Below are 18751 nucleotides of genomic sequence, written 5' to 3'. Positions count from 1 at the left end.
TCCGATGACCCGAGCTGTTGTCTTTGACCTCGACGGCACGCTGATCGACAGCGTCCCTGACCTCCACGTTGCGGTGAACCGGATGCTCGCGGATGCGGGCAAGTCGCCGCTGACGCTGGCGGAGGTCATGGCATTTGTCGGCAACGGCATCCCAAACCTTGTGAAATGCGCGATGGAAGCACGGGAGATCCCCATGGGCGATCATGGCGCGATGATCGCCGCGATGCTGGGCCACTACGCCCGCGATCCGGTGACCCTGACGCGAATCTATGACGGGGTTCCGGAGACCCTCAGCACTTTGCGCGGCGAGGGCTATCGGCTTGGGGTCTGTACCAACAAGAGCTACACGCCCACGCTTCAGATCCTCACGGCCTTGAATCTCGACAGCCTGTTTGATGTGGTGATTGGCGGCGACAGCCTGCCGGTCCGCAAGCCCGATCCCGCCCCGCTTCACGCCAGCTTCAGAGCGCTGGGGGCATCCGGGGTCTTCGTGGGTGACAGCGAAGTGGACGCTGAGACCGGACAGCGGGCCATGGTCCCCTTTGCGCTCTACACGCGGGGATACCGAAAAACACCCGTCGAGGCCTTGCCTCATGACGCGGTCTTTGATGATTTCGCCCAATTGCCGCAGATCCTTCAGCGCCTGACAGCTGCGTGAGGACCCGCTGTCCCGGCTTGTGTCAGCCGGATGCCGGATCTAGCGTCCTGTGCCAATATGACGGCACCGGGACGCAAGGGAGAGATTTCGGAATGGCATGGTCTTTCAGAGGTTTCCGCAGGCTGGCCAGTGTTGTCACATTAGCGCTGCTGGGCTGGCAGGCCGCCGCGCAAGAGGCACCTGCGGTCGCCACCGCCGCCCGCTACGAGGGGCCGACCAACCGCTATCCGCACAACATCATGGGGTCGATCCCCGGGCGTACGGATCTGGTGGTCACTCTGCAAACCGGCGGCAGGACACAGACCGTCACGGTGCGTCAGCCGGATCATCTGGTCTTTGAGGATTTCGCGCCCCGTCTGATCGACCTGAACCGCGACGGACGCCCTGAGATCGTAACGGTTGAAAGCGACCGGGACCGGGGCGCCCGGCTCACCGTCTGGGATGTGATCACGCAGGAGGGACGGCCGGGCCTCCGCAGGGGTGCCTCGACCGAATACACCGGCACCGCGTTTCGCTGGCTGGCCCCCATCGGAGCTGCGGATTTTGACGGGGACGGGGCGATTGAGCTGGCCTATGTGGAAAAGCCGCATTTGTCCCGCGTGCTGAAACTGGTGCGCCGGGAGGGGGACCGTCTGATCGAGGTTGACCGGGTGATTGGCGTTACAAACCACGCCATCGGGCAAGAGACGGTGCAAAGCCGGATCGCGCTGTGTTCTGACGGACCGCGTGCGGTGTTGCTCGACGGGGGTGGAACACGGATGGTCGCGGTTCGGTTTGACCGAGCGGAGCCGCAGGTGAAGGATCTTGGTGCCGCTCCTGCACGGATGGTGCTCGGAGATACGGAGGCCTGCGACGGGTAACACATCCTAATGGCTAGACGTCGCGTTGCGTAAATTATGTCAGGGTCAATGAAGACCAGCCGGCTCTGCGAAGCATTGACCACAAAATTCGGGCGCGTTTCCGAGTAGGCGCGAGCTGTCTTCTGTTGCCGGAGTATCGCTTTCGTGACGACTCCTATCCGCCCTCGTGAAAGAACCCGTAGATCTTCTCCGCGAGACCGGCGCTGATCCCATCTACCGCCTTGAGATCCTCCAGTGAGGCGCGTGACACGGCCTTGGCAGAGCCGAAATGGGCCAGCAGCGCGCGCTTGCGGGTTGCCCCTACACCTGCAATCTCGTCCAGAGGCGTGGCGCCCACCGCCTTGGCGCGCTTGGCGCGGTGGGTGCCGATGGCGAACCGGTGCGCCTCGTCCCGCAACCGTTGGACAAAGTAGAGCACCGGGTCGTTATGCTTCAGGGCAAAGGGCCGCTCGCCGGGGCGGTGGAATTCTTCCTTACCCGCGTCCCGGTCGATCCCCTTGGCCACACCGACCATGGCCAGGTCCTCGACCCCCATCTCGGTCATGATCTCCTGCACCGCCGAGACCTGCCCCGCACCGCCATCGATCAAGAGCAGGTCGGGCCACATCCCCTTTTCCCGCTCGGGGTCCTCCTTCAGCAGCCGTTTGAAGCGCCGGGTCAGGACCTCTTTCATCATGCCGAAATCGTCGCCGGGGGTGAGGTCGTCGCCCCGGATGTTGAACTTGCGGTACTGGCTTTTCAGGAACCCCTCAGGCCCGGCCACAATCATCCCACCCACGGCGTTCGTCCCTTGAATATGGGAGTTGTCGTAGACCTCGATCCGCTCTGGTGGGGCGTCGAGATCGAAGGCGTCGGCAAGTCCGGCGAGCAGTTTCGTCTGTGTGGCGCTCTCGCTCATCTTGCGGGCGAGGCTCTCACGGGCGTTGCGAAGCGCTCCGGCCACGAGGTCTTTTTTCTCCCCCCGCTGGGGGACGAAGATTTGCACCCGCCGCCCGGCCCGCTCGGACAAGGCGTCCTCCATCAGGGCGCGTTCCTCGATATCGTCGGAGAGCAGCAAGAGCCGGGGCGCTTCCTTGTTCTCGTAGAACTGGCCGATGAAGCCTTCGAGCACCTCGGCCGCATCCGCGCCGGAGCCGGTCTTTGGGTAGTAATCGTGGTTGCCCCAGTTCTGGTTGGCGCGGATGAAGAACACCTGCACACAGGCCTGCCCGCCCTCCATATGCAGTGCAATCACGTCAGCCTCCGTCACGCCTGCCGGGTTGATGCCCTGAGAACCCTGCACATGGGTCAGGGCGCGGATCCGGTCGCGCAATGCAGCAGCGCGCTCGAATTCCATCGCTTCGGCGGCGGTCTCCATCTCGCGGGCAAGGTCGGCCTGCACGCGGGTGGTGCGGCCTTGCAGGAACTCCTCGGCATCCCGAACCGACGCCGCATAGTCCGCCTCGGAGACGTACTCGACACAGGGGGCGGAACAGCGCTTGATCTGGTACAGGAGGCAAGGCCGTGTCCGCGCATCGAAGGTCGCGTCGGTGCAGTTGCGCAGCAGGAATACCTTTTGCAGCTGGTTCAGCGTCCTGTTCACTGCGCCGGCACTGGCAAAGGGACCGTAATAGCTGCCCTTGTCCTTTTTTGCGCCCCGATGCTTGCGGATCATCGGATAGGCGTGGTCACCCGTCACGAGGATATTCGGAAAGGATTTATCGTCCCGCAGCAGCACATTGTAGCGCGGCTTCAGCTGCTTGATCAGGTTTTGCTCCAGTAGCAGCGCTTCGGTCTCGGTCTTCGTCGTGAGGAACATCATCGACGCGGTTTCAGAGATCATCCGCGCGATCCGGGGCGAATGGCCACCGGGCTTGGCATAGTTCGCCACACGTTTTTTCAGGTTCCGCGCCTTGCCCACATAGAGCACCGCCTGCCGTTCATCGAGCATCCGGTAGACCCCCGGGGATCCGTCGAGGGTCCGCAAATAGGAGTGGATGCAGGCATGGCCCCGCAGGCCGTCAGCGTCGCTCATTCAGAGAATCCCCCGGGTGACTCGGGCTGCAAGATATTGGGACCTGCGGCAAGGGAAAAGGTCTCCACGATTCCTGTGGATAAGTCTGTGGTGAAAACTCCGTGAAGCGCGATTTTTTCTTTGTTCCGGCACGGTTGGTTAAATTGCCTAATTTTTAGGCACATAATTAGACCATTGAATTTAAACGCTTAATTTTATATCTTGCGATTTTTTGAGGTGCTTAGGAAGCGCGTCAGCCCGATTCCCTCACAAGCCATCACGCAAGAATAAGTCGCGATAGCGCCCTTACTCGACGCCAAGAATATCGGGGGTCTGCCAGGCGAGATGTTGTCCACCGTCCACGCAGATCAACTGCCCCGTCACGCCCCGTGCATCGATCAGGTAATTCAGCGCCGCGCAGATCCCTTGCGGGTCGGAACCACGCTGAAGAATTGTCGCAGCCCGCTGGCGGGCAAAGTGCTCTTCGGTCTGGCGCCCCCCGCGAAGAGTCGGACCCGGGCCGATGGCATTGACGCGGATCGCCGGCGCCATCGCCATGGCCGCGGTCTGCGTAAAGGCCCATAGCCCCATCTTGGCCAGCGTGTAGGTCATGAATTCGGGCGTCAGTTTGCGCACACGCTGGTCGATCATATTGACCACCAGCCCGGTGGCTTGCGGCTCGCCGTTCTCATCCGGCTCCGTTTGCAGCCCTTGCGCCAGCATCGCCTGCGTCAGCAGGAATGGTGCGCGCAGGTTTGAGCCCATATGCCGGTCCCAGCTCTCCCGGGTGGCGCTGGCCAGCGTGTCATATTCAAAGATCGACGCGTTGTTGATCAGCAGATCAATCGGGCCGCCCAGCGTCTCGGCAGCGTTCGGCAGCAGGGATCCGGTCTCAGTGTCTGAGAGCAGATCCGCCCCGAGTGCGACCGCCTGCCGACCCATGGCGTGGATATCTGCGACGACCTCATCGGCTGCGTCTGACGAGCTGTTGTAATGCACCGCCACATCCAGCCCGCGCTCGGCCAAATGCAGCGCCATGGCCTTGCCCAGTCGGGCGGCCCCACCTGTGACGAGCGCACGTTTCATACGATGATCCATAGATAGGTGAGGTAGAGCGCGCAGAAGGCCAGACCCACGGGACGGGTCATGCGTGCGTGGGTGAAGATAAACGGCGCCAGCACCAGCGACGCGCCCAGCATGACCCACAGGTCGAGACGCAGGAACTGCTCTCCGACCGGGACGTCGCCCACCAGGCCAGTTATACCGATAATCGCCAGCAGATTGAACAGGTTGGACCCGAGGACATTGCCGAGCGCCACGTCGGCTTCCTTGTTCCGAGCAGCGGCGATAGTGGTCGCGAGTTCGGGCAGAGAGGTGCCCACGGCCACCAGCGTCAGGCCGATCACAGCATCTGACACTCCAAAGGACTCTGCGATGACGCGTGCGTTGTCGATCAGCAAGTTCGCGCCCAGCGGCAGGCCGATCAGGCCCAGCGCCAGAAATAACGCGATGCGCCAGCCGCCAATATTGGGGTCAGCGCCCTCAAGATCCTCTTCGCTGGTGCCATTGCGCTGCTTGAGACCAATCCGGGCCTGATCGAGCAGGATCACGGTGAGAACGGCCAGCAGGATTAGCGCGTTCCACACTGTGAACGTGCCGGTGAAAGCCAGCGCGATGAACAGGACCGAGCCGAGCAGCATGGTCACGTAGTGCTTTTGCACATGGCTGTCGCTGGTGTCGAAGCCGTAGATCAGCGCGGGCAAGCCCAGCACCAGCAGGATATTGGCGATATTCGAGCCAACCACGTTGCCCATGGCAATGCCGGGCACGTCCTTGCGCACCGCGTCTATGCTGACGAGGAGCTCCGGCGCGGAGGTGCCGAAGGCCACGACCGTGAGACCGACGATCAGCGCCGGAATTCCCAGCCGCAGGGACAGGTTCACCGCCCCTTTGACGAGGAAATCCCCGGCCACCACGAGGATCACGAGGCCCAGAATGGCGAGAACAAAGGTCATGTCAGGTTTTTCTGCAGGAACACGGCCCCTTGCCGATCCGGTAGCGACCGCAAGAGGGACATTTGCGCGACGAGAGGTGCTTTTGCCCGGGCAGACGCAGGCGCCCGAACATCGCGAGGACCAGCATTCCGATCAGGAACAGGGAGACGATCTTGATCACGACAGATCGTATCGCGATTGCAGGAGCTGATCATCGAGCCCCTCGACAACACCATTGCTGAGCTGCGCACCAAAGCGGGAGAAGAGCGACTTCTTCTGCCGATACACAGCAAAGCGCGTCTTTTCCCCAAATTTCTGCTTCATGACCGGCACCAGATGGCCAATCCCGTCCACGAGGCCCAGCTCATGGGCCTTTTGCCCGGTCCAGAACGCGCCGGTGAAAAGCTGCGGGTCCTGCGACAGGCGCGCGCCGCGACGCTCGCTAACATGGGCCTTAAACGCCTCATGGATCTCGCCCTGCAATTCTTTCAACCGGGCGACATCCTCGGGCTTTTCGGCCTGGAACGGGTCCAGCATACTCTTCGACTCGCCTGCCGTGTAGACACGACGCTCGATCCCATAGCGCTGGATGAAGTTGTTCAGCCCAAACCCTGCCGAGATCACTCCGATGGAGCCCACGACCGAGCTGGTATCGGCGTAGATTTCATCCGCCGCGCAGGCCAGCCAGTACCCGCCGCTGGCTGCCACATCCTCGACGAAGGCAAAAACCGGAACCTCCTTCTCCTCGGATAGACGGCGGATCCGCGCCGCGATCAGCGACGATTGCACAGGCGAGCCGCCCGGCGAGTTTAGGATCAGCGCCACGGCGGCGGGCTTGCCCTTGCGGAACGCCCGGTTGATCAGAGGTGCCAGACCCGCATCGTTCAACCGGCCTGACCCGCCATTGGCGATCACGCCTTGCAGGCGGATGACCGAGACGAGTGGCGCGCCGCGACGGGCGAGGAATTTCAGATGCTCTCTCATACGTCGGGACATATGCATTCGGAGAGCCGAGGGGAAGGCCCGCCGATGCCTTAGTCCCTCAGCCGCCAACCGGTTTTGAAGATCCAGCCGATGATCGCGGTGCAGATCCCGGTAAAGCCGAAAATCGCCAGCAGCGACCAGCCCAGCGACACGTCCGCCATGCTGTAGAACGACCAGCGGAATCCCGACACGAGATAGACTACCGGGTTGAACAGGCTGATCGTCTGCCACACCCCTGGCAACATATCGACCGAGTAGAAGGTCCCTCCGAGGAAGATCAGCGGCTGGATCAGCAAGAGCGGCACGAGCTGGAGTTGCTCAAAATTCGTGGCCCAGATGCCGACGATGAAGCCCAGCAAGCTGAAGCTGAGGCAGGTCAGGGTCAGGAACAGCAGCATCCACAGCGGATGATCGATTTGCAGATCAACGAACAGGAACGCCGTGAGCAGGATCACGATGCCGATGGCAAAGGCCTTGGTCGCCGCCGCCAGCACATAGCCGGTGGTGATTTCGAGGAACGAGGCCGGGGCCGAGAGATGTTCATAGATCGAGCCGATGAATTTCGGGAAATAGATTCCGAAAGACGCGTTGGAGATCGATTGGGTGATGACCGACAGCATAATCAGGCCCGGCACGATGAAGGCACCGTAGCTCACGCCCTCGACCTCGTCGATGCGACTGCCGATGGCGGCACCGAAGACGATGAAATAGAGCGACGTGGACAGGACCGGCGAAACCAGCGTCTGGGTGATCGTGCGCAGGCCCCGCGCCATCTCGAAACGGTAGATCGCAAGGATCGCCCGGAGGTTCATCTGTGCGTTCATGCCTGCCCCTCCGCTTCGACCAGATCGACGAAAATGTCTTCGAGCGAGGATTGCTCCGTGCGGATGTCGCGCACCTTCACACCCCGCTCCGCCAGCGCCGTCAGAAGCCGGGTGATGCCGGTCCCGTCACTCTGTACATCGTAGGTGTAGACCAGCTCCGCCCCGTCCTTCGCGAGGCTCAGTTCGTAGGTGTCGAGTCCCGCCGGCACCTCTGTCAGAGGCTGCGCCAGCTCAATCCGCAGCACCTTGCGCCCCAGCTCATGCATTAGCGCCTGTTTCTCGCGGACTAGCCGGATCTGCCCGTCAGAAATGATGCCGATCCGGTCCGCCATCGCCTCGGCCTCCTCGATATAATGGGTGGTCAGGATGATCGTCACTCCGCGCTTTTGCAGCTCGGCCACGGTCTGCCACATCTCCTTGCGCAAACTCACATCCACCCCGGCGGTGGGCTCGTCGAGGAACAGGATCTGCGGCTCATGACTCAGCGCCTTGGCGATCAGCACCCGGCGCTTCATCCCTCCCGACAGCGCGCGCACCTGCGTATCGCGTTTGTCGTAAAGGGAGAGCTGGCGCAGCACCTCGTCGATATAGGCGTCGTTGTCCTTCTTTCCGAACAGACCGCGCGAGTACCGAACGGTCGCCATCACCGTCTCGAACGGCTCAAGGTTGATCTCCTGCGGCACCAACCCAATCAGGGAGCGCGCCGCGCGGTATTCGGTGACATTGTCATGCCCAGCCACCAGAACACGGCCGGCGCTGATCGACGTTATCCCGCAGATGCAGGAAATCAGCGTGGTCTTGCCCGCGCCGTTCGGCCCCAGTAGGGCGAGGATCTCGCCCTCGCGAATCGTCAGATCCACGTGTTTCAGGGCCTGAAAGCCGCCCTTATAGGACTTTGACAGCCCCTCGACGCGCACAATGTCCGCCATGGATCCCCTCGTGTTTTGCAGGGAGCTAGGGCTAACCCCGCCCGAGGCAAAGCACAACGCTTTGCTTTGCCGGCCCGTGCGCGTAGATCGTCGCCATGACCGATCCTGATATTCTCATCATCGGCGCCGGACCGGCAGGGCTGATGGCAGCCGAAGCCGCCGCGATGGCAGGTGCCTCGGTGCTGGTCGCCGACCAGATGCCGTCCCCGGCACGGAAGTTCCTGATGGCTGGGAAATCCGGGCTGAATCTCACGAATACGGTGCCGAAGGAACAGTTTCTGGCGGCGTTCGGCGACAATCCGGTGGCGGCCCACGTGGCCCGGTTCTCTGCGCGCGATGTGATGGACTGGGCAGAGGGGCTGGGACAGCCGCTCTTCACCGGCTCCACGGGACGGGTTTTCCCCCGGGCGATGAAAGCATCCCCCTTGCTCAGGGCATGGCTGGCGCGGCTGGACGGGCTTGGGGTGAGGTTCAGGACCCGCTGGCGCTGGGACTCGTCGTCGGTGCAAGAGGCCCGTTTTGACACACAGGACGGCCCTTTCACGCTCCACCCCCGTGCCACCGTTCTCGCTCTGGGCGGAGCGAGCTGGTCGCGCTTGGGCTCTGACGGAGCATGGGCCGCGCGGTTCGCAGCGCATGGGCTGGTCGCGCCTTTCGCCCCCAGCAACGCCGCGCTGTCGTTGCATTGGAGCCCCCACATGACGCCCCATTTTGGGGCGCCGGTGAAAAACACAGCGCTCCTGACCGGCGACCAGATTCATCGGGGGGAGTTCGTGGTCAGCGCACGGGGTCTTGAGGGCGGTGGGATCTACCCGCTGACGCCGTGGCTGCGGGACGGTGGTGCGCTGACATTGGACCTGAAACCAGACTGGAGTCTTGACCGCGTCGCCGAGCAACTCGCCCGCGCGAAAGGCTCCGTCTCCAACCGCCTGCGCAAGGGGCTGCGTCTGAGCCCGGTACAGATTGCACTGGCTCAGGAATTTGGCCGCCCCTTGCCTGCGGATCTCGCGCCGCTGATCAAGTCCCTGCCCATTCGCCACAATGGCCCCCGCCCGCTCGACGAAGCGATCTCGACCGCTGGTGGACTTCGATTCGACGCGCTGACCCAGGACCTGATGTTGCATGAATCCCCCGGCGTTTTTGCCTGCGGAGAAATGCTCGACTGGGAGGCGCCAACGGGCGGCTATCTGCTGACCGCTTGCCTCGCCACGGGGCGGAGCGCCGGGCAGGCCGCTGCGCAGTGGGTTCAGGCGACCGCCAATTCGGAGAGGTGATCGCAGAGCCGCCCTCGTGGGGGACGGCTGTCGCAGATCTTTTTGAGCTTTGTCAGGAGACTGCGGTTCCCGACCGTGTTCCACTGGTGCTGCCGCAACCGCCAATAGGCTGCCTTGCGCTGTCCCAGCCCGGATAGCTCGTTACGGCTCAGCAGGAATTCTCCCTCCGACGCGAACTCGTAGGGGTGCAGATAAATATGCGGCACCATCCCCTCAGCCTCGGCACCGGTGATGAGCCGGTCGGTGAGGACACGGGGAAAGAGTTTGAGATAGGTGCCGCCCAGGTTCAAAGCTGGAAAACTGCGCGTGGGCGGAGCAGAATAAATCGGCAGGATGTGGAGGGAGGTCAGTCCCATGCGTCCGCGAAACGCCGTCACCTCGGCCTTGGTCGCAACACAGAGCGAGGAATCGTAGGCAAAGAGACGTTCCACCTCCCGATACTGCGCCGGGTCGTCTTTACGGATGCGGAATTTTGGCGCACGAAACCCGAGAACCGGAGTGTTGGCGGCAGTCTCCAGCGCGGCCTTGGCCCGGGCGAGGCTCCGGGCGGTCTCGCTTGTCTCCTGCCGGTCCATCTCGTCGTGGAAATGATAGTGGCAGGCGACCTCATGCCCATCCGCCGCGATGCGCCGCACCAGATCAGGCGCCTGATCGGCGATCACGCCCGTGCAAAAGAACGTCGCCCGCGCGCTGTATCCGGCCAGAAACCGGTCGATGATCTCATAGCAGCGCCAAAGCGCGTCGAGCCGCAGCGGTCCGGTGTCCCACAGCCCAAGGTCACGCTTCAGATCATGGGCGAAATCCTCGAAATCGATCGAGAGAAACAGCCCTCCGCCCGTCATGACAGGTCTGCACGCCGGATCAGGTAAGGTCCCAGCGCCAGCACGTCTACGCCCGACGCGCGGAAGGTCGCCAGCGCGTCTTCGGGCGTGTGCACGATGGGTTCCTGAATGTTGAACGAGGTGTTGAGAAGCACCGGCACCCCGGTCAGGTCCCCGAACGCGGTCAGGAGTGCATGGTAGATCGGGTTCGCCTCAGGTGACACCGTATGCACCCGCGCCGTCCCGTCCACATGCGTCACGGCGGGAATGACCGAGGCCATCTCGGGTCGGACCTTGGCGACAATGTTCATGTAGGGGCTGGGCTGGTCAATCTCGAAGAAGCGCGAGGCCGCTTCCTCCGCCACGCTGGGCGCGAAGGGACGGAACAGTTCGCGCTTTTTGATCTTCTGGTTCAGCTCCTCCCGCACCGCATCCCGGCGCGGATCGGCGAGAAAGCTGCGCGCCCCCAGCGCCCGGGGTCCGAACTCGCTGCGGCCCTGAAACCAAGCGACGACCAGCCCGTCTGCCAACGCCTGAGCTGTATCGCGGGCGAGATCCGCATCCGACCGCGGCGGGGGCGGCGTCACACCTGCCGCGGTCATGGCGGCCTCGATCCGGGAGCGATCATAGGCGGCCCCCAGATAGGGCGAGCGGACCGTCTCCGTCTCAGGCGATACACTTCGCGCGGCCAGATCCGCCAGCCCCGCGCCTATGGCGCAGCCCGCGTCATGGGGAGCCGGAGGGATGATGATTTCGTCGAAGATCCCATCGGCCAGCAACCGCCCGTTCGCGGTCACGTTCAAGGCGCAACCGCCCGAGATGACCAGCTTGCGCAGCTCCGGCGCGCGTTCCCGCAGCGGTTCAAAGAGGTGGATCAGCGCGTCCTCATGGACCTGCTGCACCGAGGTCGCCAGATCCACATGCTCCGGCGACGGGTCCGCATCGGGCTGGCGCCGGGGTCCAAAAAGCTCTTCGGCCTCTGCCGGAAAATGCCCCTTGAGCGCGGCGTGATAGTCGCAGAGCGCGGTGTTCAGCCGGTAGCGTCCGCCGGGTTCCAGATGCAGGGCATGGGCTTTCAGCGCGTCGGCATAGCGGGGCGTGCCGTAGGGCGCCAAGCCCATCATCTTGTACTCACCCTCGAGCATCGTGAACCCGAGGAAGCCGGTGAAAAAGCTGTAATAATGCCCCAGCGAATTGGGCCAACGGTGGCGGGAGACGGTCTCACGCCTGCCGCCGCGCACCGTGCTCAGAACGGTGGAGTTCGTCTCTCCGCCACCGTCATATGAGAGAGACACAAACTCGTCCCAGTCGCGCATCTGCTCGGCATAGAGCTGATGGCACAGGTGGTGGTCGTGGTAGCTGATCCGCGCGTTCAGAGGACCAAAGTGCCCGGTCAGATGCTTGCGCAGGCGAAACAGATCGGACCAGGAGCTGCGCGGATCTTCCTCGGCATCTCCCTGTCCCATGATGTGCCGGAGCCGTCCCAGAATTGCGGAGCGCGCGTTAGAGGACCCGGCCATCTTGCGCAGGGTCTGAACGCCGCGCGAGGCCACACGCCATGGCTGCCAATAGACCGCAATCCGATCGATCTGGCTGGCCGTGATGCCGGCCATGGTCAGACATTCTTCGATGGCGAGAAAGGGCAGGGCGCCGTCATTCTTGATCCGGCTCAGGCGCTCTTGCTCGACAGCTGCGATCAGCCGACCGTCATGAAACAGTGCCGCCGCGCTGTTATCCATCGTCGCCAGACCCAGAGTATACGTCATGCTACGTCGCCATTCGTTGTTTCGCCCGACGGTATAGAGGGTCTGACGCCGGGGTGAAGCGCATTTCGGTGCAATCCGTCTCAACAGCCCTCCCGCAATCGGGATCTCCTCCCCGGAGGCCGGGCCCGCCATCGAGGCGGACCCGTTGAGGCGGTTCAGAACTCGACGACGGCGCGGATTGACTTGCCTTCGTGCATGAGATCGAACCCTGTGTTGATCTCGTCCAGCGTGAGTTTATGGGTGATCATAGGGTCGATCTCGATCTTGCCGTCCATGTACCAGTCGACGATCTTCGGCACGTCGGTCCGGCCCTTTGCGCCCCCAAAGGCCGTGCCTTTCCAAACGCGGCCCGTCACCAGCTGGAACGGCCGGGTCGAGATTTCGGCCCCCGCCGGGGCCACGCCGATGATCACCGACACGCCCCATCCCCGGTGCGAGCATTCCAGCGCGTCGCGCATGACCTTCACATTGCCCGTGGCGTCAAAGGAATAATCCACCCCGCCGAACTGGTCCTTTTCCGTCTTGGTCAGCTCAATGATCGCCTGCGTCACGGACTGCCCCTCGGGCAGCTCGGACGGGTTGACGAAATCGGTCATGCCGAATTTGCGCGCCATTTCAGCCTTATCGTCATTCAGATCGACGCCGATGATCTTGTCCGCACCCGCCATGCGCAGGCCCTGAATGACGTTCAGGCCGATCCCGCCGAGGCCGAACACCGCCGCGGTCGAGCCGATCTCGACCCCCGCCGTGTTGATCACAGCGCCGATGCCGGTGGTCACGCCGCAGCCGATATAGCAGATTTTGTCAAACGGGGCGTCGTCGCGCACCTTGGCCAGCGCGATCTCGGGCATCACCGTGTGATTGGCGAAGGTCGAGCAACCCATGTAGTGGTAAATCGGCGTGCCATCGAGCATGGAAAACCTGGTCGTGCCGTCGGGCATCAGGCCCTGTCCCTGCGTGCCGCGAATGGCGGTGCAAAGGTTCGTCTTGCCCGAGAGACACGCGTGACATTCGCGGCATTCGGGCGTGTAGAGCGGGATCACATGGTCGCCCGGCTTCAGCGTCGTGACGCCCTCGCCGACTTCGATGACGACGCCCGCACCCTCATGGCCGAGGATCGAGGGGAACAGACCCTCCGGATCGTCGCCCGAGCGCGTGAACTCGTCCGTGTGGCAAATGCCGGTGGCCTTGATCTCGATGAGAACCTCGCCCTTTTTCGGGCCGTCGAGGTTGACCTCCATGATCTCAAGGGGTTTGCCTGCTTCGAGTGCTACCGCCGCGCGTGTCCGCATAATCGTCTCCCTGCTGAATGTGTTACCCCAGCCTTGCTGGAACGCGGGCGCGGACGCAAGGATCTCAGGGCGCAAAGCCGTTAACGTGCTCGCGGATCGGCGTCCCGGCGATCTCCTCATCCCGGGTCAGGAGCCGCCTGCCGCCTATGGCTTCGTAGAACGCGATGGCGGGGAGGTTGGTGATCAGTACGCAGCAGGTCATGGGTTTCTGCGGGGCCAAAGCCGCCCAGAGCGCGCGCCCGATGCCTCGACGTTTGGCGTCGTCGAGCAAGTACATCGCCCACAGCTCCAGCGGCCAGTCGGCGGCGAACTCTGCTTCTCGTTGTGGCCCGAGCTGCGCAAACCCCGCACCCGGGGCGATGACGATCCGGGTCTGGCCCTGCTCCAACGCCTGTTCCCAGATCTTCTGCCGCGCGCTCACGTCTTGCCGGGCGAGCAGGTCATCGGGCAGAAGGCCGCGATAGCTCTCCTGCCACGCCTGCACGTGGATCCGTGCAATCTCAGCGGCATCTTTAGGGCGAGCGGGACGGATCTCGACAGGTAACCGGGTCATACAGGGATCATGGGGCATCGCTGCGGCAGGGCAAGCTTCTGTCTTCTCTTTCGCGCCGCTTTGGGCTATGTATCACCGCCATGATGTTCAGACTCGATATGAGCGACCACGCACGGCTGACCGAGCGCTTTGAGGGCGACACACGGTCGGTCCTCGCGCGACTTCGCGCGGCCTGAACCCGTCACCCCATCAAGACCCGTTACATTTTCTCCTGAAGGAGACCCGCCATGGCTGGCAAGACACTCTATGACAAGATCTGGGATGCGCATCTCGTGCATGAGGCCGAAGACGGCACGTCGCTCCTCTATATCGACCGCCACCTCGTCCATGAGGTGACGAGCCCGCAGGCCTTTGAAGGGCTGCGCATGTCGGGCCGCAAGGTCCGCCGTCCCGATCAGACCATCGCCGTGCCCGATCACAACGTGCCCACCACCCCGGGCCGCGAGGATCCGGCAAACATGACCGAGGACAGCGCCATTCAGGTCGCCGCCCTCGACAAGAACGCCAAGGATTTCGGCATCCACTACTATCCGGTCAGCGACGTCCGTCAGGGTATCGTCCATATCGTCGGCCCCGAGCAGGGCTGGACGCTGCCTGGCATGACCGTCGTCTGCGGTGACAGCCACACCGCCACCCACGGGGCGTTCGGTGCGCTGGCCCATGGCATCGGCACGTCCGAGGTCGAGCACGTTCTGGCCACCCAGACGCTGATCCAGAAGAAGTCGAAGAACATGAAGGTGGAGATCACCGGCAAGCTTTCGCCGGGCGTCACCGCCAAGGATATCGTCCTGTCGATCATCGCCGAGACCGGCACCGCCGGCGGCACCGGCTACGTGATCGAATATTGCGGCGAGGCGATCCGGGACCTTTCGATGGAGGGCCGGATGACCATCTGCAACATGGCCATCGAAGGCGGCGCCCGCGCTGGCCTGATTGCGCCGGATCAGAAGACCTTCGACTATGTGCAGGGCCGTCCTCACGCCCCCAAAGGCGCCCAGTGGGAAGCCGCGCTCAACTGGTGGAAGACCCTCTATTCCGACGACGATGCCCATTGGGACAAGGTCGTGACGCTAAAGGGCGAAGACATCGCACCGACCGTCACCTGGGGCACTTCGCCCGAGGACGCTCTGCCGATCAACGCGACCGTTCCCGCGCCCGAGAGCTTCTCCGGGGGCAAGCGTGAGGCCGCTGCCCGTTCGCTCGACTACATGGGCCTGACCGCCGGGATGCCGCTGACCGATATCGAGATCGACACGGTCTTTATCGGCTCCTGCACCAATGGCCGGATCGAGGATCTGCGCGCCGCCGCCGAGATCCTGAAGGGCCGTAAGGTCAAGGACGGCATGCGCGCCATGGTCGTCCCCGGCTCGGGTCTTGTCCGCGCACAGGCCGAGGAAGAAGGTCTGGCCGACATCTTCCGTGAGGCCGGTTTCGAATGGCGTCTGGCCGGGTGCTCCATGTGCCTCGCCATGAACCCCGACCAGCTCGCACCCGGCGAACGCTGCGCCGCCACCTCGAACCGGAACTTCGAGGGCCGTCAGGGCTACAAAGGCCGCACCCACCTCATGAGCCCCGCCATGGCCGCCGCGGCCGCCGTGACCGGGAAAATCACCGACGTGCGCGAGCTGTCCGCGACCGAAGCCGCCTGAGAGGGAACAGAGACCATGGAAAAATTCACCACTCTCACCGGCGTTGCGGCGCCTATGCCTTTGGTCAATGTCGATACCGACATGATCATTCCCAAGCAGTTCCTGAAGACGATCAAGCGTTCGGGTCTTGGCGTGAACCTCTTTGACGAGATGCGCTATGATCGCGAGGGCAACGAGATCGCCGATTTCGTGCTGAACAAGCCCGCCTATCGCGAGACCGAGATCCTCGTGGCGGGCGAGAATTTCGGCTGTGGCTCGTCGCGGGAGCACGCCCCCTGGGCGATCAAGGATTTCGGCATCCGTTGCGTCATCGCGCCGAGCTTTGCCGATATCTTCTTCAACAACTGCTTCAAGAACGGCATCCTGCCCATCGTCCTGCCGCAGGAGCAGGTGGACCTGCTGATGTCAGACGCCGAAAAGGGCCAGAACGCCCGGATGACCGTGGATCTGGAGAACCAGACCATCACCGCGTCGGACGGTATCGAGATCTCCTTTGAGGTCGATCCGTTCCGCAAGCACTGCCTGCTCGAAGGTCTCGACGATATCGGTCTGACGCTGGAAAAGGGCGCAGCCATCGACAGCTTTGAGGCGCAGGCCAGCCAGGCGCGCCCCTGGGTGTGATCCGCGCCGTCCTCCTCCTCGGGCTTTGCCTCCTCGCGGGGCCGCTCGGGGCGGAGACGGTTCGCGTCGCGACTTTCAAGACCGGGATCTCCGCGAGGGGGCCCGGTCTTTTGTTGCGCGACCTGATGCGCGGTGAGGACGCCCGGATCGAAGCGGCGCTGGCCCTGATCCTCGCGACACGCGCCGATATTCTTGTGCTGCAGGACATCGATTATGACGCCGGGCAGGCAACGCTCGGCGCGCTGGCCGATCGTCTGAGGTCGAATGGGTTGGACTACCCGCACCTGTTCTCCGCCCTGCCCAATAGCGGTATGCGGACGGGCCTCGATCTGGACGGGGACGGGCAGTTGAATGGCCCGCGAGACGCGCAGGGCTACGGGCGATTTGCCGGAGCGCATGGAATGGCGGTGCTGTCTCGCTACCCCTTTGACCTGGGGGGGGTCACTGACCTCTCGGCCCTGCTGTGGCGTGATCTGCCGGGTGGGATACCCCCGGAGCTGGGGTACGCGACAGAGGTCCAGCGCCTCTCCTCGGTGGCGCATTGGGTTCTGCCGGTGGTCGTCGGTGACACGCGCCTGACGCTGTTGACGTGGGCTGCCACTCCACCGGTCTTTGACGGCCCCGAAGACCGCAATGGCCGCCGCGCCAATGACGAGGCGGCGCTGTGGATGAGGCTACTCGACGGTGTGTTGGAGCTGCCCGCGCCAGAGCCGCCATACGTTATTCTGGGCCTCGCCAATGTGGACCCGCTCGATGGCGAGGGCCGACGGGACGCGTTGAACGCGCTCCTGAGCGACTCGCGCCTTCAGGATCCACAGCCCCGCAGTACGGGGGCAGCGCAGGAGGCGGACCCGCAACATAGCGGGGACCCGGCCCTCGACACTGCCGCCTACGATATGCCGCCGGGCAATCTGCGGCTCAGCTACGTGCTGCCATCCGCGGGTCTGCACGTGGACGGGAGCGGGGTTGTCTGGGGCGTGGACGGCCTCGACGATCTGCCTCCGCATCGTCCGGTCTGGGTCGACCTCCGCTTGAAAGACGCACCCTGACCACGGTCGCCCCCGATGAGATGGATCACCGTCCACCTTCACGCCACAGGGATGAAATGGCAAGACATATCAAAGCACTAAGTACCTTGACGTTTGTCCTGCCCCCGGCGCTCAACCGACCACGTTGAAGTCCGGACCATAGGGATAGCCGGTGATGTTTTCTGCGCCGTCTTCTGTGATGACAAGAATGTCATGCTCCCGGTATCCGCCTGCGCCGGGTTGACCGTCAGGGATGGTCAACATCGGCTCCATCGAGATCACCATGCCCGGCTCAAGCACCGTGTCGATATCCTCCCGAAGTTCCAGCCCGGCTTCGCGCCCATAGTAATGCGACAGCACACCAAAAGAGTGTCCGTAGCCGAAGGTCCGGTATTGCAGCAGATCGCGCTCTGCGAAGAAGCGGTTGATCTCCCCGGTCACCTCCGCGCAGCTCACACCGGGGCGGAGCAGGCTCATACCGAATTCATGAGCCGCGACATTGGCTTCCCAGATCCGCAAGCTGTCGGGATCGACCGTCCCGATGAACAGCGTGCGTTCGAGGGCCGTATAATAGCCGCTGATCATCGGAAAACAGTTCAGGCTCAGGATGTCGCCTTTTTCGAGGCGTCGCCCGGTGACCGGGTTATGGGCGCCATCTGTGTTGATCCCCGACTGAAACCAGACCCATGTATCGCGATATTCCGCGTCGGGATATCGGCGGGCAATCTCCAGCTCCATCGCGTCCCGGCCCGCCATGGCGATATCAATCTCACGCTGGCCGGCGCTGATCGCGTCGCGGATGGCATAACCGCCGACATCCGCCACCTCAGCCCCCGCCCGGATCAACGCGATCTCGGCCGGGGATTTGTGCATCCGCTGACGCATGGAGACCGGAGCCATGTCTACGGTCGCGGCGGGGCTCAGAAACGTGTCAAGCAGCGCCTTCTGGGTCAGGGTCAGGTGGTCGCTCTCAAAACCGATGGTCTTGCCCGTCCCGGTCACCGAGACGATGGCGCGCCAATAATTGTTCCGCTGCCAGTCGGTGTAGGTGATGTTGTCGCCATGGCAACGGCGCCACGGCTGGGCTGCGTCGATCCCGGCGCTGAAGGTAACGCTCTCCGAAGCCGTCACCACCAGTGCATAGGGGCGGCCGAACGCGCAGTAGAGAAATCCGCTATAATAGGCGACGCAGTGCATTGAGGTGAACAGGCAGGCATCCACGCCGTGATCTGCCATGGATCGCCGCAGGATTGCCAACCGGGACTCATACTCATCATCGGCAAAGGGCAAGATCTTCTCACCCTGATGAAACCGGTAGAATTCCGGGCGCTGTTGTGTTTCGGCCATGAACAGGCTCCTCCGATCCGAATGCGGTCCGGCCGGAGAGGGACTGTCTCCATCAGGCCGGGAGGCGACATGAAAACGTCCCGGCGTTCAGGAGATTGATTGCGGAGCACCTTGGGTGAGGCGCCGGCGACGCTATCGCCAGTCCGCAACCCGAACAT

General features: G+C 63.2%; 18 protein-coding genes. 6 read left to right on the top strand and 12 right to left on the bottom strand.

The window, feature by feature from the left end; all coding sequences use genetic code 11:
* The first annotated feature begins 4 nt into the window (after window positions 1-4).
* Both gph and FEV53_RS06760 read left to right on the top strand, forming a co-directional pair.
* Entirely contained in the window at window positions 5-658 is a 654-nt protein-coding gene (gene gph / locus FEV53_RS06765) for a phosphoglycolate phosphatase (RefSeq protein WP_142834055.1), read from the top strand.
* Window positions 659-750: 92 nt separating this feature from the next.
* Window positions 751-1518, top strand: coding sequence for an FG-GAP repeat domain-containing protein (locus FEV53_RS06760; protein WP_142834054.1), 768 nt, complete (start codon window positions 751-753; stop codon window positions 1516-1518).
* A gap of 154 nt (window positions 1519-1672) precedes the next feature.
* On the opposite strand, the gene uvrC is transcribed toward FEV53_RS06760, so the two are convergent.
* The 7 genes from uvrC to FEV53_RS06730 all read right to left on the bottom strand — a co-directional run bounded on the left by uvrC (window position 1673) and on the right by FEV53_RS06730 (window position 8242).
* Window positions 1673-3532 (bottom strand): excinuclease ABC subunit UvrC, encoded by a 1860-nt coding sequence (uvrC, locus tag FEV53_RS06755; protein WP_142834053.1) that lies wholly within the window; start codon window positions 3530-3532, stop codon window positions 1673-1675.
* Between the two features lie 285 nt (window positions 3533-3817).
* On the bottom strand, window positions 3818-4597 hold the full coding sequence (locus tag FEV53_RS06750) for an SDR family oxidoreductase (protein ID WP_142834052.1): 780 nt from the start codon (window positions 4595-4597) through the stop codon (window positions 3818-3820).
* Entirely contained in the window at window positions 4594-5526 is a 933-nt protein-coding gene (locus FEV53_RS06745; protein WP_142834051.1) for a calcium/sodium antiporter, read from the bottom strand. Before FEV53_RS06745 ends, FEV53_RS06750 begins: the two co-directional genes overlap by 4 nt.
* Window position 5527: 1 nt before the next feature.
* Window positions 5528-5686, bottom strand: coding sequence for a hypothetical protein (locus FEV53_RS20820; protein ID WP_185962133.1), 159 nt, complete (start codon window positions 5684-5686; stop codon window positions 5528-5530).
* Entirely contained in the window at window positions 5683-6489 is an 807-nt protein-coding gene (locus tag FEV53_RS06740; RefSeq protein WP_142834050.1) for a S49 family peptidase, read from the bottom strand. Before FEV53_RS06740 ends, FEV53_RS20820 begins: the two co-directional genes overlap by 4 nt.
* Window positions 6490-6539: 50 nt before the next feature.
* Window positions 6540-7301 (bottom strand): ABC transporter permease, encoded by a 762-nt coding sequence (locus tag FEV53_RS06735; RefSeq protein WP_142834092.1) that lies wholly within the window; start codon window positions 7299-7301, stop codon window positions 6540-6542.
* An 8-nt stretch (window positions 7302-7309) separates the two neighbouring features.
* Complete coding sequence (locus tag FEV53_RS06730) at window positions 7310-8242, bottom strand: ABC transporter ATP-binding protein (RefSeq protein ID WP_142834049.1); 933 nt, start codon at window positions 8240-8242, stop codon at window positions 7310-7312.
* Window positions 8243-8337: 95 nt separating this feature from the next.
* Between FEV53_RS06730 and FEV53_RS06725 the strand changes: the two genes are divergently transcribed.
* The gene (locus FEV53_RS06725; protein WP_142834048.1) at window positions 8338-9516 is read left to right on the top strand and encodes a TIGR03862 family flavoprotein; all 1179 of its coding nucleotides are present in this window, start codon (window positions 8338-8340) and stop codon (window positions 9514-9516) included.
* On the opposite strand, the gene FEV53_RS06720 is transcribed toward FEV53_RS06725, so the two are convergent.
* The 4 genes from FEV53_RS06720 to FEV53_RS06705 all read right to left on the bottom strand — a co-directional run bounded on the left by FEV53_RS06720 (window position 9489) and on the right by FEV53_RS06705 (window position 13948).
* The gene (locus FEV53_RS06720; protein ID WP_142834047.1) at window positions 9489-10358 is read right to left on the bottom strand and encodes a polysaccharide deacetylase family protein; all 870 of its coding nucleotides are present in this window, start codon (window positions 10356-10358) and stop codon (window positions 9489-9491) included. The two genes, FEV53_RS06725 and FEV53_RS06720, sit on opposite strands and share 28 nt — an antisense overlap.
* The gene (locus FEV53_RS06715) at window positions 10355-12103 is read right to left on the bottom strand and encodes a carbamoyltransferase family protein (RefSeq protein ID WP_185962129.1); all 1749 of its coding nucleotides are present in this window, start codon (window positions 12101-12103) and stop codon (window positions 10355-10357) included. Before FEV53_RS06715 ends, FEV53_RS06720 begins: the two co-directional genes overlap by 4 nt.
* Before the next feature lie 155 nt (window positions 12104-12258).
* Window positions 12259-13395 carry an S-(hydroxymethyl)glutathione dehydrogenase/class III alcohol dehydrogenase gene (locus FEV53_RS06710; protein WP_142834045.1) on the bottom strand — a complete coding sequence of 379 codons (1137 nt, stop codon included), beginning with the start codon at window positions 13393-13395 and terminating at the stop codon, window positions 12259-12261.
* 64 nt (window positions 13396-13459) lie between these two features.
* A complete protein-coding gene (locus FEV53_RS06705) occupies window positions 13460-13948 on the bottom strand; it encodes a GNAT family N-acetyltransferase (RefSeq protein ID WP_185962128.1) in 489 nt (162 codons plus the stop codon).
* A 227-nt stretch (window positions 13949-14175) separates the two neighbouring features.
* Here FEV53_RS06705 and leuC point away from each other — a divergent pair, with 227 nt between their 5' ends.
* The 3 genes from leuC to FEV53_RS06690 are packed head-to-tail and all read left to right on the top strand — an operon-like array spanning window position 14176 to window position 17267.
* Window positions 14176-15597 (top strand): 3-isopropylmalate dehydratase large subunit, encoded by a 1422-nt coding sequence (gene leuC / locus FEV53_RS06700; protein WP_142834043.1) that lies wholly within the window; start codon window positions 14176-14178, stop codon window positions 15595-15597.
* Between the two features lie 15 nt (window positions 15598-15612).
* Window positions 15613-16218: a 3-isopropylmalate dehydratase small subunit gene (gene leuD / locus FEV53_RS06695; protein WP_142834042.1), complete on the top strand. Its 606-nt coding sequence runs from the start codon at window positions 15613-15615 to the stop codon at window positions 16216-16218.
* The gene (locus FEV53_RS06690; RefSeq protein ID WP_246100747.1) at window positions 16215-17267 is read left to right on the top strand and encodes an endonuclease/exonuclease/phosphatase family protein; all 1053 of its coding nucleotides are present in this window, start codon (window positions 16215-16217) and stop codon (window positions 17265-17267) included. Before leuD ends, FEV53_RS06690 begins: the two co-directional genes overlap by 4 nt.
* Before the next feature lie 111 nt (window positions 17268-17378).
* On the opposite strand, the gene FEV53_RS06685 is transcribed toward FEV53_RS06690, so the two are convergent.
* Window positions 17379-18593 (bottom strand): aminopeptidase P family protein, encoded by a 1215-nt coding sequence (locus tag FEV53_RS06685; RefSeq protein WP_142834041.1) that lies wholly within the window; start codon window positions 18591-18593, stop codon window positions 17379-17381.
* Window positions 18594-18751: the final 158 nt, after the last annotated feature.

This window comes from Palleronia caenipelagi (assembly GCF_007004065.1).
GTDB classification, from domain to species: Bacteria; Pseudomonadota; Alphaproteobacteria; order Rhodobacterales; family Rhodobacteraceae; genus Palleronia; species Palleronia caenipelagi.
The sequence above is the reverse complement of the archived record's forward strand: the minus strand, read 5'-3'. Positions and strand labels throughout refer to the sequence as shown.

Bases quoted from the DNA above. Each gene is read 5' to 3' on its own strand.
- FEV53_RS06685 (WP_142834041.1), bottom strand. From the start codon at position 18,593: ATGGCCGAAACACAACAGCGCCCGGAATTCTACCGGTTTCATCAGGGT.
- FEV53_RS06740 (WP_142834050.1), bottom strand. From the start codon at position 6,489: ATGAGAGAGCATCTGAAATTCCTCGCCCGTCGCGGCGCGCCACTCGTC.
- FEV53_RS06710 (WP_142834045.1), bottom strand. From the start codon at position 13,395: ATGCGGACACGCGCGGCGGTAGCACTCGAAGCAGGCAAACCCCTTGAG.
- FEV53_RS06715 (WP_185962129.1), bottom strand. From the start codon at position 12,103: ATGACGTATACTCTGGGTCTGGCGACGATGGATAACAGCGCGGCGGCA.
- FEV53_RS06730 (WP_142834049.1), bottom strand. From the start codon at position 8,242: ATGGCGGACATTGTGCGCGTCGAGGGGCTGTCAAAGTCCTATAAGGGC.
- FEV53_RS06745 (WP_142834051.1), bottom strand. From the start codon at position 5,526: ATGACCTTTGTTCTCGCCATTCTGGGCCTCGTGATCCTCGTGGTGGCC.
- leuD (WP_142834042.1), top strand. From the start codon at position 15,613: ATGGAAAAATTCACCACTCTCACCGGCGTTGCGGCGCCTATGCCTTTG.
- gph (WP_142834055.1), top strand. From the start codon at position 5: ATGACCCGAGCTGTTGTCTTTGACCTCGACGGCACGCTGATCGACAGC.
- leuC (WP_142834043.1), top strand. From the start codon at position 14,176: ATGGCTGGCAAGACACTCTATGACAAGATCTGGGATGCGCATCTCGTG.
- FEV53_RS06705 (WP_185962128.1), bottom strand. From the start codon at position 13,948: ATGACCCGGTTACCTGTCGAGATCCGTCCCGCTCGCCCTAAAGATGCC.
- FEV53_RS06725 (WP_142834048.1), top strand. From the start codon at position 8,338: ATGACCGATCCTGATATTCTCATCATCGGCGCCGGACCGGCAGGGCTG.
- uvrC (WP_142834053.1), bottom strand. From the start codon at position 3,532: ATGAGCGACGCTGACGGCCTGCGGGGCCATGCCTGCATCCACTCCTAT.
- FEV53_RS06750 (WP_142834052.1), bottom strand. From the start codon at position 4,597: ATGAAACGTGCGCTCGTCACAGGTGGGGCCGCCCGACTGGGCAAGGCC.
- FEV53_RS06735 (WP_142834092.1), bottom strand. From the start codon at position 7,301: ATGAACCTCCGGGCGATCCTTGCGATCTACCGTTTCGAGATGGCGCGG.
- FEV53_RS06720 (WP_142834047.1), bottom strand. From the start codon at position 10,358: ATGACGGGCGGAGGGCTGTTTCTCTCGATCGATTTCGAGGATTTCGCC.
- FEV53_RS06760 (WP_142834054.1), top strand. From the start codon at position 751: ATGGCATGGTCTTTCAGAGGTTTCCGCAGGCTGGCCAGTGTTGTCACA.